A 12,925-nucleotide genomic window follows, 5' to 3' on the forward strand; every position below is an offset into this window, starting at 1 on the left:
TTTCAAACGGGCCTTTTTGATTTTTTTAGAAATAGTAGAACAGGCTAGACATTTTTAGTATCTAAGATAATCGTCACTGGTCCATCGTTAACCAATGACACTTGCATATCTGCACCAAATTCCCCTTTTGCGACAGGCACATATTGTGCCAACGCCTGGTTAAAAGCATCATACATCTGACTAGCTAGGTCAGGCTTTGCTGCTCCTGTAAAGGCAGGGCGATTTCCCTTTTTTATATCTGCAAAAAGCGTAAATTGAGAGATGGATAAGATACTACCTGCCACATCTTCCACAGACAAATTCATTTTTCCTGAGGCATCAGAAAAAATCCGCATGTTGATAATTTTACGCACAGCATAATCTAGGTCGACCCGATTATCATCAGGCCCAATTCCTACAAGAAGCAAAAGCCCCTGACCAATCTGTCCAACAATCTCTCCATCAATGCTGACAGAAGCCTTTGACACGCGCTGAATCACAACCTTCATAAGCCCTGCTCCTTTCTCAAAAAATATTTAGACAAACACTTCTATAGCCACTTAAACTTCTAACATTTGAAGCGGTTAGCCATTTGTTCGTTTAACACTGTAAACATCTGGAATAATTTTTATTTTATCAACAACTGTTGTTAAACTTGCAAGATTTGGAATGCTAAATGACACATGGATGTTGGCAAATTTCATGTCCTTGGTTGGCTGAGCATTTACCATTGAAATATTTTTAGTCTGGTTGGACAAAATCGTCAAAACATCGTTAAGAAGGCCAGAACGATTAAGACCATAAATATCAATTTCCGCTAGATAATCCTTGCCTGTATTATCATCATCCCATTCAACCTCTATCAATCGCTGATCGTAGCCTTCCTGAGACTTGATGTTGTTACAATCAAAGCGATGAATCGCAACACCTCTCCCCTTAGTGATGTAGCCTTCAATCAAATCTCCTGGAACTGGGTTACAACATTTAGCAATACGCATGAGCAGTCCCGATGCCCCTTGAATAATGACACCATTCTCACTTTTTACTTTCAACACATCGCGATTGCTTAGATTGATTTCACCGCCGTTAATCAACTCATCGGCCTCAGCTTTAGCCTTGGCACGTTCTTCCTCACGGCGTTCTTTTTCCGTTAGCTTATTGAAGACACTAATAGCAGAAATTTCACCAAATCCAATAGCAGCATAAAGAGCTTCTTCATTGCGGGCACCGACACGAGGTAAAATAGCATCAATATGGCGTTTGTCCAAATATTTATTTGGAACCAAATCATTTTCTTGGAAGATAGCAATCAGCAGCTCCCGTCCTTTATTGACTGATAGCTCCTTGTCTTGATTTTTGAAAAACTGTCGAATCTTGCTACGTGCCTTGGCTGTTTTAACAATTTTAATCCAGTCACGACTTGGACCAAAGGAATTATTATTGGTGACAATCTCAACAACATCACCTGTTTTTAGCTTAGCTGTCAGAGGAACCATACGTCCATTGACCTTGGCACCTGTCGCCTTTTCTCCCACTTGAGTATGAATGGCATAGGCAAAATCAATAGGACCAGAATCCTTAGGCAATTCCTGAACAGCACCATTGGGAGTGAAGACATAAATTCTCTCAGAGAAAATATCTTCTTTAACAGAATCCACAAAAGCCTTAGCACTGCCATTTGACGAATCCTGTAGTTCGACCAAATCCTTAATCCAATTCATGCCAAGAGCCGTTTCTTTGCTATCAACTTTACCGGTCTGACCTTTTTTATAGGCCCAATGAGCCGCCACCCCATACTCAGCCACCTGATGCATGTCCTTGGTGCGAATCTGAATTTCAATTGGTCCTTTTGGCCCATAAACGGTGGTATGGATTGACTGATAACCGTTCGCCTTTGGCGCTGCGATATAGTCTTTGAATCGTCCTGGCATCGGACGCCAGAGTTCATGAATGTAGCCGACCATAGCATAGACATCACTTGGCGTCTCCATGATGCAACGAATAGCAATTAAATCAAAAATCTGATCAAAACGCTTTTTCTTATCACGCATCTTACGGTAGATCGAGTAAATGTGTTTCGGACGTCCGTACACCTCACCATAAAGCCCTTGCTCATGAGTATAAGTCATGATTTTGCTGACAATCTCATCCACCAGCTTTTCCCGTTCTCGACGCTTCTCACTCATCATGTGAGAAATTTTATAGAACTCGGACTCTTCTAAATACCTAAACGATAAATCTTCTAATTCCCATTTGATACGACTAATCCCTAGCCTGTGAGACAGTGGCGCATAAATCTCCAAGGTCTCTCGAGAAATCCGTTTTTGCTTATCAGCAGGCAAATGCTTAAGCGTGCGCATATTGTGCAAACGATCCGCCAGTTTAACCAAAATCACACGGATATCCTTAGACATGGCCATAAGCATCTTGCGATGATTTTCAGCTAATTGTTCCTCATGAGATTTGTACTCAACTTTACCAAGTTTAGTGACGCCATCCACAATATCACGCACAGCTGTGCCAAACTCAGCCTCAATCTCATCTAAAGTAATATCGGTGTCTTCCACGACATCATGCAAAAAACCACAGGCCACTGTTGCAGCATCCAAATGAAGCTGAGCTAAAATTCCCGCTACCTGAATGGGATGAATGATATAAGGTTCTCCTGATTTTCTAGTCTGATGAGCATGTGCTGCACTGGCATAATCCAAAGCTTTTTGCACAAAGGCAACATCTTCCTTTGGAAGATATTCCGCAGCTAATGCCACTACTTCTTCTCCTGTTAAATCTACTTCTTTTGGCATTTTATTCCCTACTCTCAAGTCATTTCCCTCTATTTTATCACTTTTCAACCAAAAATCATAGCAAGTCAAATAGGGTGGATTTTTCTTGATGTTTTATGTTTTTTGAAAGAAAATCATTCGTTTATTACAGGAAATATTGCAATCCGACACTCATAATTGTATAATATTAGAGTAATATCCAATCCTAAGTTGCTTAGGAAAAACAAAAAAGGAGTTTCTTTAGATGTCAAAACATTACCTTTCTAAGAGCGCTATCGCACTCTCCCTCATCCTTGCCACCCTCGGCAGTGCCAATCTTGTCTCTGCTAACGAAACAACTCCTACTGATCAGCCAGTTACAGGAACTTCTCCTGAAACTGTGGCGACCGGAGCAGAAAACGGATCAACAGCTACTGCTCCTGCTGAAGTAACGACTCCTACTATTATCACGCCAGTTGAAGGGCAAACCGTCGACGTCCGTATCGCTTCAACAACTGACCTTCATACCAACCTTGTCAACTATGATTATTATCAAGACAAAGAGTCTCAAAATGTCGGACTCGCTAAAACAGCTGTTCTCCTTGAGCAAGCCAAAACAGAGAATCCTAACATCGTTACCGTAGATAATGGCGATCTTATTCAAGGAACACCCCTTGGTACTTACAAAGCCATCGTCGATCCAGTAGAGGTCAACGAGCAACATCCTATGTATGCCGCACTTGAAGCTCTTGGCTTTGATGCTAGCACACTTGGTAACCACGAATTTAACTACGGGCTTGATTATCTCAATAAAGTCATTAGCACTGCTGATATCGCGGTTCTTAATGCCAATGTTCGAGACGCCAAAACAAATGAACGCCTCTTTACGCCATATATTGTCATTCCAAAAAACTTTACCGATGTTAGTGGCAATCTTGTGACCGTCAATGTGGGCATCACAGGTATCGTCCCTCCACAAATCATGAATTGGGATAAGGCAAACCTTGAAGGGAAAGTAGTTGTTCAAGATGCCGTTGAAGCTGTTAAAGAACTTCTACCTGAAATTCGAAACGCTGGCGCAGATATCGTCCTTGTCCTCTCACACTCTGGAATTGGAGATGACCAATATGATATTGGCGAAGAAAATGTCGGCTATCAAATCGCTAGCCTTCCTGGTGTCGATGCTGTTGTCACAGGACATTCTCATGCAGAATTCCCAGGAACTAGCGCCAAACCAAGTTTCTATGCCAAATACAGTGGCGTTGATGATATCAATGGCCTTATTAATGGCACACCAGTCACAATGGCAGGTAAATACGGAGACCACTTGGGTATCATTGATTTGAACATTACTTATTCAAACGGTAAGTGGACAGTCAATAAAGATAAGAGCAAAGGCTCCATCCGTAAAATTGACACCAAGTCGAACGTCGCTAGTGAGATTGTAAAAGAAATCGCTAAAGAAGCTCATGCTGGAACAGTTGACTACGTCCGTCAGCAAGTGGGAACAACTACTGCACCAATCACTAGCTACTTTGCCCTGGTTAAAGATGACCCATCTGTCCAAATCGTTAATAACGCACAGCTCTGGTACGCTCAACAGGAGTTAGCAGGTACGCCATACGCAAACCTCCCACTCCTATCTGCAGCTGCTCCATTTAAAGCAGGGACCAGAAATGACCCAACAGCCTACACAGACATCGCAGCTGGACCAATCGCCATTAAAAACGTGGCTGACCTCTATCTCTATGATAACGTCACAGCTATCCTAAAAATCACAGGCGCTGACTTAAAAGAATGGCTAGAAATGTCAGCAGGGCAGTTTAACACCATCGACCCTAATAATACCCAACCACAAAACCTAGTCAATACTGACTACCGTACTTATAATTTCGATGTTATTGACGGTATCACCTACGAATACGATGTGACTCAACCTAATAAGTACGATCGAAACGGACAAGTGGTTAACGAAAACGCTAGCCGTGTCCGCAATTTGAAATACCAAGGTCAAGAAGTCAGTGATACACAAGAATTTATGGTTGTGACCAACAATTACCGTGCAAGTGGCAACTTCCCTGGTGTTCGCAATGCTACCGTAAACTATCTCCTTAACCTTGAAAATCGCCAAGCTATTATCAACTATATTCTTTCAGAAAAGACTATCAACCCATCTGCTGATAATAACTGGTACTTCACAGATAGCATTGCAGGTTTAGATCTTCGCTTCTTGAGCGCAACCAAAGCTAAAGACCTAGTAGGAGATGCGAAAGACATTGCTTATGTCGGAGCTTCAACCGTAGAAGGTTTCGCGGACTTCAAATTCACTTATGTCAAACCAGAAACAACACCAGAAACAACACCAGAGACAGCACCAGGTACTGCAATTCCGCAGCCAGGTTCAATGCCAAAAGGTAGTGTTTCTGGCTTAACCGAAAAAGAACGTCAAGACATTCGTCAACTGGTTGCTGAAACTTATCAGTCACAAAAAGACAACTCAAAAGGTACACTGCCAAAAACAGGGGAAGAAAGCACTTCTCTCCTAACACTTCTTGGCTTTAGCTTCCTAACTAGCCTAGCCGTTCGTCGTCGTAAACAAAACTAAGTATAACAAGGACTGATAGGCAAACAATCAAAAGAGACTCTTAACAAAGAGTTTAAATCATATGTTACCCCTGAAACACTATTTTCAGGGGTTTTCTGATAAAAAACTTTAATGAGCTGTACTTCACTATCATAAAATGACGTGAACCTTTTGAGAGACACCCTCTACATCTTATCCACTTCATATCATAAGAAACAACAAATCTCACTTCACTGCCACCTAGGAATATCCTGATTTTTGTGATATCATATCATCATGAAAGGAGTGATACCTATGACTGCAAATATTGGACATCTTGATAAGCGAGGTCTGACTGGTTAGACAAGGAAAACGGACTTGTCAGCTCCTTATCAGATAATTTTTCCATCCCAAACTGTCGTGCGTTTTCCTAGAAAATGGTTTATGACACAAACTTATCGCATTATTTCAGAAACACGTTCTTCTTACCTCTTGGAAGAGGCTGGCACAGAAGTCGCTATCTCCAAAAAGCTCTGCAAAAACCAGTTCTATGTTGGTGATTTCGTCACTTATGACGCAAACGGGCTCAAACTCCTCAAACGCGTCAATACCGTTTCAAAATCTAGCAATGTGACTGTCAAAAATTTCAATAATCAAGCTAAAGAACAGGTTATGGCAAGTAACGTTGATCAGATTTTTATTTTGATTGCCCTAGATCAAAATTGCTCACTGGCAAAATTAGAACGCTACTATCTGGTTTTTTACCAAGAAGGCATTGATCTCCACCTCATCTTGAGCAAAAAAGACTTAGTGCCTGACTACGTTCATTTTGTAGAAAGGGTGACAGACCTATACCCGCAAATGCAGGTGCTAGCTATCAGTCAAGATGATGGGACTTCTCTAGAGCAGGTCAAAAAATGCCTCAACCCCAATAGTACCGGACTTCTTCTTGGAGCTTCCGGCGCTGGTAAGTCAACCTTGCTCAATTACCTCACAGGCCATAAGATAGCCAAGGTCAACCAAACTAGGTCTGACGGCAAAGGCAAGCACACAACGACCAGTAGCCATCTTATAAAGCTCCCTAGCCTTGACTATCACCTTATCGATACTCCTGGTTTTAAAGGCATTGACAAGGTTAAAAAGCTCGATTTAGCCCCCCTATTTTCAGAGATTCTCAATTTAGCAAAGCTCTGCCATTTCCCAAATTGCCAACACGACAGCGAGCCTAAATGTGCTATAAAAACTGCCCTAGCTGATGGCACACTTTCCCAAACCCTATGGCAGCGCTATGTGTATCTGAAAAATAAAGGTTAAAGACCATCAAAAGCTGACTCCGGTCAGCTTTTTTCATCTTCAAAATGTTATAATAGAGGCATGGAAAATTCAGCACTTACCCTTGTTTACATCAGCCTTAGTGGTAACACCCAATCTTTTGTCAAACGCTTAAGCGACTACCTTAGCTTCAACCACGGCATCATCCCTCGTCAGATAAACATCAAAGAACTGAACCACCAGACCTTTGAAGTCTCATCACCCTTTGTCGCCCTACTGCCGACCTATCTAGAAGGTGGCAATGGCATTGATCATGGCGATGTGGAAATTTTGACCAATCCGCTTGGTGACTTTATTGCCGCTCACGATAATTACAAGCGTTGTATGGGCATTATTGGTTCTGGTAACAAAAATTTCAACCACCAGTATATCTTGACCGCCAAACAATACAGCCAACGCTTCGGTTTTCCCCTCTTAGGTGATTTTGAACTGAGAGGCATGCCCGATGACGTGGAACGCCTAGCAAAAGTCATTTTAGAGCGCATGAAAACAGTTGAGATCAAAGCATGATTAACTACTTGCCACTCTCTCATTTTCCTGCTCAAGCCGTCGAAAGCTTTTTCCGTGAGCATTGGCAGGACACCGTCATGGCTATCCCGTGGGCAGCTGATTGATCTACGGTCTCTTGACGGTTTTGTCGCCCTAAAAGATGACCAACTGATTGGCCTCATCAGCTACCAAATAAACCCTGGCTATCTAGAAATCGTATCCCTAGATAGCTTGCTGGAAGGACAAGGCATTGCCAGTACCCTTATAGATTTAGTGGAAAGCCTAGCGCATCAAAAAGGTCTAACGACCATCCGCTTGATAAGCACCAACGACAACTTAAAAGCCTTAGCTTTTTACCAAAAACGCGGTTACTATCTCCACAAGCTTTTCCCAGATACCTTGGTAAAAGCTAGAGAACTAAAACCCTCCATTCCACTCGTATCTGACAAGGGCATTCCCATACGAGATGAACTTGAATTGATTAAACACCTCACAATAGAAAAGGAGACAAACATGTCATCTACCATTAACTACATCACCACCCTCTGCAACATCCCTTCACCAACTGGATTTACCACTCAAATCATGGACTACGTCCAAAATGAGGTGGAGAGTTTCGGCTACAGCACCTATCGCACACCAAAAGGTGGACTTATGGTCACGGTCAAAGGACTCGACGATAGTAAACACCGCGTGGTGACTGCTCACCTAGACACACTTGGTGCTATGGTTCGTGCCATCAAACCAGACGGTCGCCTCAAGATGGACTTGGTCGGCGGTTTTGTCTACAACGCTATTGAAGGGGAAAATTGTACCATCCATGTAGCTAAAAATGGGAAAACCATTAGCGGAACCATGCTCATGCACCAAACCTCTGTCCACGTCTATCGCGATGCAGGATCTGCAGAGCGCAATCAAGCTAATATGGAAGTGCGCCTAGACGAAAAAGTCACAACAGCTGAAGAAACACGCGCACTTGGTATTGAGGTAGGAGACTTTATTTCCTTTGACCCGCGCGTCGTCGTGACAGATAATGGCTTTATCAAGTCACGTCACCTTGATGATAAAGTCAGCGCAGCCATTCTCCTCAACCTCCTAAAAGTCTATAAAGAAGAAAAGGTCCAACTCCCACACACCACACACTTCTACTTCTCAGCCTTTGAAGAAGTGGGACATGGAGCCAACTCTAGCTTACCTGCCCAAACAGTCGAATACCTAGCTGTTGATATGGGAGCAATGGGGGACGATCAGCAAACAGACGAATACACTGTATCCATCTGTGTAAAAGATGGCTCGGGTCCTTATCACTATGAATTACGCCAGCATCTGGTCGCTTTAGCCGAAACCAATGCTATCCCCTACAAACTCGACATCTACCCTTACTATGGTTCCGACGCATCTGCTGCCATGCGAGCAGGTGCAGACGTTAAACACGCCTTACTTGGAGCAGGTATTGAATCTAGCCATTCCTACGAACGTACTCACACTGACAGCGTAATTGCAACTGAACAATTGGTAGATGCTTATCTGAAATCAGAAGTAATTTAATAGAAGGTCATCCTTACAAGCACAAAGCAAGGACTGACATCCTTGGCATTGCCAATCAGATTAATGAAGGCTTCCCAAAAAACTGGGAAGTCTCTCATTTTTTCCTTGGCAATATTGAAGGCATCGCCTTTTCTGAAAATGAACCATGGTCGGAGGCAACGTTACCACTCTTAAACGAAAGGAAATCCTATGATATTATCTGACTTAGGCTATCATTTACGCCCCTTAGAAAAAACGGATGCCGAAACCTTCTATCAAGACAGTTTTACCTTCCCAACCCCTGAGGTAGACGATTTGACAGGCTCTTCAGCTACCTTTACCCGCGAACAAATTGTGAACCACTACCTAACCTGTCCTGACAAGACCGACCGCTACGATTTTGTCATCATCTCCCCAGATGGAAAACTAATTGGCGAGACGGTTATTAATGATTACGAGCCAGAAGCAAATGCTGCTAATTTTCGTATTGCCATCTTCCACAAAGACCATTGGGGCAAAGGTAGCGGTAGCTGGGCCACTAAGGAAACTATCCGCTATGCTTTTGAAACGGTCAAACTCAACCGCCTATCTCTAGAAGTCTTTGACTTCAACCCGCGTGCGCAGAAAACCTATGAAAAGGCAGGCTTCGTCTACGAAGGTCGCCTCAGACAAGCACACAAAACAAAAAAGGGCTATGCTGATATTATTCTCATGAGCATACTTGCTGAAGACTATTGGAAAGGACAATTATGACAAGCTGCATCATCATTCGGGGAAACTCTGGCTCTGGTAAGTCTACGTTAGCACAGCGACTCCAGCAAGCTATCGATAAAAACACCCTCTTACTTCCCCAAGACACCCTACGTAGACAACTACTCAATGCCAAAGATGGCTATAAAACACCCACTCTGCCACTTTATCTGACCTTGCTAGAGCACGCCTACCATCATCGGCAAGTCCTCATCATCGAAGGCATTTTACACGCAGACTGGTACGCTCCTCTATGGGACAAAATAGCAGAGCTTTATGGGGAAAATGCCTATGCCTACTATTATGATTTGCCCTTTGAAGAAACGGTCAAACGCCACCAAACACGCGATAAAGTTAATGACTTCTCCGTTTCTGATATGCAGCGCTGGTGGCTAGAAAAAGACTATCTCAACCGCTTTCACGAGAAAATATTTGACCAAAGCATCACTCTCGACAAAGCGCTCAACACTATCTTAAAAGACGCAAAAATCCGCTGACACCTGTCAACGGATTTTCATCTTATTCGTTAGATTCTTTCGGTAAGATAAGATTCAAAGCAACACCAACGATAGCTGCTAGGGCAGTTCCTGAAAGGTTTACCGCACCGAGATCAAGGATCGCACCACCAAGACCAAGAACCAACATAGAACTTGCAATAATGAGGTTACGAACCTGACCAAAGTCCACTTGACGTTCGATAAGAACTTTCAAACCATTTGAAGCGATAACACCATATAAAAGGATAGACATCCCACCTAAAACCGCATTTGGAATTGTAGAGATAAGCGCCGTGAATTTTCCAAGGAAAGAGAAGGCAATAGCAATCAAAGCGGCATTTCTTATAACTGATACCGACGCCACACGTGTCATGCCGATAACCCCTGTATTTTCACCATAGGTCGTATTAGCAGGACCACCCAGAAAAGCTGATACTGATGTCGCGACCCCGTCACCAATCAATGTGCGTTGAAGACCTGGCTCTTTCAAAAATTGGCGTCCTGTTATCTGCCCAAGAACCGTATGATCTCCGATATGCTCTGCAATTGTCACCACTGCAATTGGTAAGATGGCAATCATCTCTGGACCAAAGTAGAACTTGTAAGATTCAAAGACCCCTGTTTTAAACGGCAAGTAAAAAGCTGGCAATTCTAGCCACTTGGCCTTAAGAACTGGCGTGAAATCCACTAGGCCTAGAAAGATAGCCAAGATATAGCCACCAATAATGGCAAAGAGGAAGGGGATAATTTTGACAAAACCTTTACCACTTGTATTGATAAATGCTGCAATCAAGAAAGTTGCTGCAGCAACCACGATATTGCGCCAATCTGCATCAGCTACAAAACCAGCTGAAGTGACAGCAGAATTAGCCAAGCCAAGACCAATAACGATAATCATAGGTCCAATGACAATAGGTGGCAATACCTTGTCAATCCATTTTGTACCAAGGACGCTGATTAAACCAGCAATCGCCACATAGATCAATCCGACGAAGAAAACCCCTGTCTGAGAGGCTGAAACATCTCCCCCCATCGCTTCATTGGCAGTCGCCATCGCCGTGATGTAGGCAAATGAAGACCCTAGATAAACAGGAACTTTGAACTTAGTTGCCACTTGATAGATCAACGTTCCAACACCTGAAGCAAAGAGAGCCACTGAAACTGGCATGCCTAAGATAAGTGGTACCAAGATCGTTGCACCAAACATGGCAAAGACGTGCTGGTAACTAAGCAGAAGCCCTGGTACCAACTCAGGCTTTTCCTCAACGTCCAAAAGCAAGTCAACCCTTGAAACATCTAAGTCAAGCGCTGTGTGCTGCTCATGCTCGGCAACATGCATTTTCAATTCCATGATTCCTCCGTCTGGGCACACAAAAAGAGCCCAGTTCTAATATAAAGTAGTCATAGGCTCTCGTTTATCCGATATGTCGTCTTTCTCACCTCACGGGATGAGTTTAAAAACCTACGCTTCAATTAGTTTACCATATTATCAAACAGATTACTAGTATTTTGAAATATTTTTTCTAACCAAATTGTAGCGTCACAATTGATGTGAGACTTCTAGAAGTCAAAAAGAAGATTCCCTGATATGATAAGAGCACCACCTACTCACCAAAAAGGAAATCTCTTATGACTAGAATACCACAAAATCTTCGCTATTTGCCACACACTCTGGATACTCGCCACGCCTTACGCATGAAGAAAATGCATGTAACTGCTTTCTAGCCACATGCATTTTTTTTAATTCATTTTCACGAAATTTACATATTTATATTGGCTTATCCTTGTTTTCACCTAAATTATAACAAAATTTCATGATGAATATATAACTTTTTAATGAAAAAACACTTTCTGAAATCGAAATTTTCTTCAGCGTTCGGCGTGGCTATACGCTGCTACTCAATTAAGCCCTACCAGAATAGCCTCTCTATTTCCTTAGTCTTAGCAACACACTAAGTCCTATTCCACCTATCCTGAGGCCTCCACCCCATGGACTCCATCTTAGCACGTAACTTACGCTGAAAAGCTCGCTTCCCCCTAAAGCACTCCCCACTAATCAAATAGGTTACCCACTCCCGCTCCTGTGCACTCAACTCCTTATCTAAACTTTCCATAGCCTCTCCATATGCCACCAAATCTGCCAAATTCAGCCCCTTATCCGAAACAGAATGTGCGACCTCACCAACTTCCTCATAGGCCATACGATCAAATCCTCGCTTAATACTCTCTTGCTTCCTCAAGGCATCTTTGACCCGATTAGAAAACTTCGTCTTAAAGTATACACATAGACGATTAGTATCATAAACCAGCTCCGAGTCCTTACGCAACAGCTCAAACAAAACTATCCTCCCCTCCTGCTCCCAATCATCCAAATCCCACATCTTGATAAAATACTCTTGACGAAGCTTCAATATAATCGGCCTAACCGTCCTATAAATATCTATAAATTCTTTCCCTAAAGTTTCCAATGTAGTACCTCCTTATTAATATTATTTGGGGATACATACATTCTACGCAAATTCCTACCAAAAGAACATGACATTAATGTCATGTTCTTAACTGTCTCATTGAAAAATAAAAAAACCTTGATAAACAAGGTCACAACACTCCGCCAACAGGGCTCGAACCTGTGACATCATGATTAACAGTCATGCGCTCTACCAACTGAGCTATGGCGGATTAAAGCTAAGCAACTTCCTTATCTCACAGGGGGAAACCCCCAACTACTTCCGGCGTTCTAGGGCTTAACTACTGTGTTCGGCATGGGTACAGGTGTATCTCCTAGGCTATCGTCACTTAACTTCTCTCTGGGTTTTGTCCACCCAAAATTGAATACCTATAGTCTAACAAAAATTTCTAACGCTGTCAATATCGACTCTCTAGGATAAGTCCTCGAGCTATTAGTATTAGTCCGCTTCACATGTCACCACGCTTCCACTCCTAACCTATCTACCTGATCTTCTCTCAGGGCTCTTACTGATATAAAATCATGGGAAATCTCATCTTGAGGGGGGCTTCGCACTTAG

The 12,925-nt window shown here is 42.8% G+C and carries 10 protein-coding genes, 1 tRNA gene, 2 rRNA genes and 1 pseudogene; 7 read left to right on the plus strand and 7 right to left on the minus strand.

Annotated features, from left to right (window positions below; all coding sequences use genetic code 11):
* Window positions 1-44 precede the first annotated feature (44 nt).
* Both dtd and G575_RS0107515 read right to left on the minus strand, forming a co-directional pair.
* On the minus strand, window positions 45-488 hold the full coding sequence (gene dtd, locus G575_RS0107510) for a D-aminoacyl-tRNA deacylase (protein WP_027972197.1): 444 nt from the start codon (window positions 486-488) through the stop codon (window positions 45-47).
* Window positions 489-563: 75 nt separating this feature from the next.
* Window positions 564-2,783, minus strand: coding sequence for a RelA/SpoT family protein (locus G575_RS0107515; RefSeq protein WP_027972198.1), 2,220 nt, complete (start codon window positions 2,781-2,783; stop codon window positions 564-566).
* A gap of 223 nt (window positions 2,784-3,006) precedes the next feature.
* Between G575_RS0107515 and G575_RS0107520 the strand changes: the two genes are divergently transcribed.
* The 7 genes and pseudogenes from G575_RS0107520 to G575_RS0107550 all read left to right on the plus strand — a co-directional run bounded on the left by G575_RS0107520 (window position 3,007) and on the right by G575_RS0107550 (window position 9,899).
* Window positions 3,007-5,346, plus strand: a complete 2,340-nt coding sequence (locus G575_RS0107520) for a bifunctional 2',3'-cyclic-nucleotide 2'-phosphodiesterase/3'-nucleotidase (RefSeq protein ID WP_027972199.1) — start codon at window positions 3,007-3,009, stop codon at window positions 5,344-5,346.
* A gap of 402 nt (window positions 5,347-5,748) precedes the next feature.
* The gene (rsgA, locus tag G575_RS11315) at window positions 5,749-6,618 is read left to right on the plus strand and encodes a ribosome small subunit-dependent GTPase A (protein WP_156874734.1); all 870 of its coding nucleotides are present in this window, start codon (window positions 5,749-5,751) and stop codon (window positions 6,616-6,618) included.
* A gap of 60 nt (window positions 6,619-6,678) precedes the next feature.
* A complete protein-coding gene (nrdI, locus tag G575_RS0107530) occupies window positions 6,679-7,146 on the plus strand; it encodes a class Ib ribonucleoside-diphosphate reductase assembly flavoprotein NrdI (protein ID WP_027972200.1) in 468 nt (155 codons plus the stop codon).
* Between the two features lie 54 nt (window positions 7,147-7,200).
* A pseudogene (locus G575_RS12455) lies at window positions 7,201-7,488 on the plus strand (GNAT family N-acetyltransferase); the annotation flags it as partial.
* 150 nt (window positions 7,489-7,638) lie between these two features.
* The gene (locus G575_RS0107535; RefSeq protein ID WP_027972201.1) at window positions 7,639-8,673 is read left to right on the plus strand and encodes a M42 family metallopeptidase; all 1,035 of its coding nucleotides are present in this window, start codon (window positions 7,639-7,641) and stop codon (window positions 8,671-8,673) included.
* A 189-nt stretch (window positions 8,674-8,862) separates the two neighbouring features.
* A complete protein-coding gene (locus G575_RS0107545; protein WP_027972202.1) occupies window positions 8,863-9,405 on the plus strand; it encodes a GNAT family N-acetyltransferase in 543 nt (180 codons plus the stop codon).
* Window positions 9,402-9,899, plus strand: coding sequence for an AAA family ATPase (locus G575_RS0107550; RefSeq protein ID WP_027972203.1), 498 nt, complete (start codon window positions 9,402-9,404; stop codon window positions 9,897-9,899). The genes G575_RS0107545 and G575_RS0107550 overlap by 4 nt, the downstream gene beginning before the upstream one ends.
* 22 nt (window positions 9,900-9,921) lie before the next feature.
* Here G575_RS0107550 and G575_RS0107555 read toward each other — a convergent pair whose 3' ends face one another.
* From G575_RS0107555 to G575_RS0107575, 5 genes are all read right to left on the minus strand, one after another.
* A complete protein-coding gene (locus tag G575_RS0107555) occupies window positions 9,922-11,238 on the minus strand; it encodes a uracil-xanthine permease family protein (RefSeq protein WP_027972204.1) in 1,317 nt (438 codons plus the stop codon).
* Window positions 11,239-11,851: 613 nt separating this feature from the next.
* The gene (locus tag G575_RS11320) at window positions 11,852-12,367 is read right to left on the minus strand and encodes a sigma-70 RNA polymerase sigma factor region 4 domain-containing protein (protein WP_051176997.1); all 516 of its coding nucleotides are present in this window, start codon (window positions 12,365-12,367) and stop codon (window positions 11,852-11,854) included.
* A 138-nt stretch (window positions 12,368-12,505) separates the two neighbouring features.
* Window positions 12,506-12,578, minus strand: a tRNA-Asn gene (locus tag G575_RS0107565).
* Between the two features lie 5 nt (window positions 12,579-12,583).
* A 5S ribosomal RNA gene (rrf, locus tag G575_RS0107570) occupies window positions 12,584-12,699 on the minus strand.
* A gap of 80 nt (window positions 12,700-12,779) precedes the next feature.
* A 23S ribosomal RNA gene (locus G575_RS0107575) occupies window positions 12,780-12,925 on the minus strand; the annotation flags it as partial.

Origin of the sequence: Streptococcus plurextorum DSM 22810 (assembly GCF_000423745.1) — a bacterium.
Classification (GTDB): domain Bacteria; phylum Bacillota; class Bacilli; order Lactobacillales; family Streptococcaceae; genus Streptococcus; species Streptococcus plurextorum.

Bases quoted from the DNA above. Each gene is read 5' to 3' on its own strand.
- G575_RS0107515 (WP_027972198.1), bottom strand. From the start codon at position 2,783: ATGCCAAAAGAAGTAGATTTAACAGGAGAAGAAGTAGTGGCATTAGCT.
- G575_RS0107520 (WP_027972199.1), top strand. From the start codon at position 3,007: ATGTCAAAACATTACCTTTCTAAGAGCGCTATCGCACTCTCCCTCATC.
- dtd (WP_027972197.1), bottom strand. From the start codon at position 488: ATGAAGGTTGTGATTCAGCGCGTGTCAAAGGCTTCTGTCAGCATTGAT.
- G575_RS0107550 (WP_027972203.1), top strand. From the start codon at position 9,402: ATGACAAGCTGCATCATCATTCGGGGAAACTCTGGCTCTGGTAAGTCT.
- nrdI (WP_027972200.1), top strand. From the start codon at position 6,679: ATGGAAAATTCAGCACTTACCCTTGTTTACATCAGCCTTAGTGGTAAC.
- G575_RS0107535 (WP_027972201.1), top strand. From the start codon at position 7,639: ATGTCATCTACCATTAACTACATCACCACCCTCTGCAACATCCCTTCA.
- G575_RS0107545 (WP_027972202.1), top strand. From the start codon at position 8,863: ATGATATTATCTGACTTAGGCTATCATTTACGCCCCTTAGAAAAAACG.
- G575_RS0107555 (WP_027972204.1), bottom strand. From the start codon at position 11,238: ATGCATGTTGCCGAGCATGAGCAGCACACAGCGCTTGACTTAGATGTT.
- rsgA (WP_156874734.1), top strand. From the start codon at position 5,749: ATGACACAAACTTATCGCATTATTTCAGAAACACGTTCTTCTTACCTC.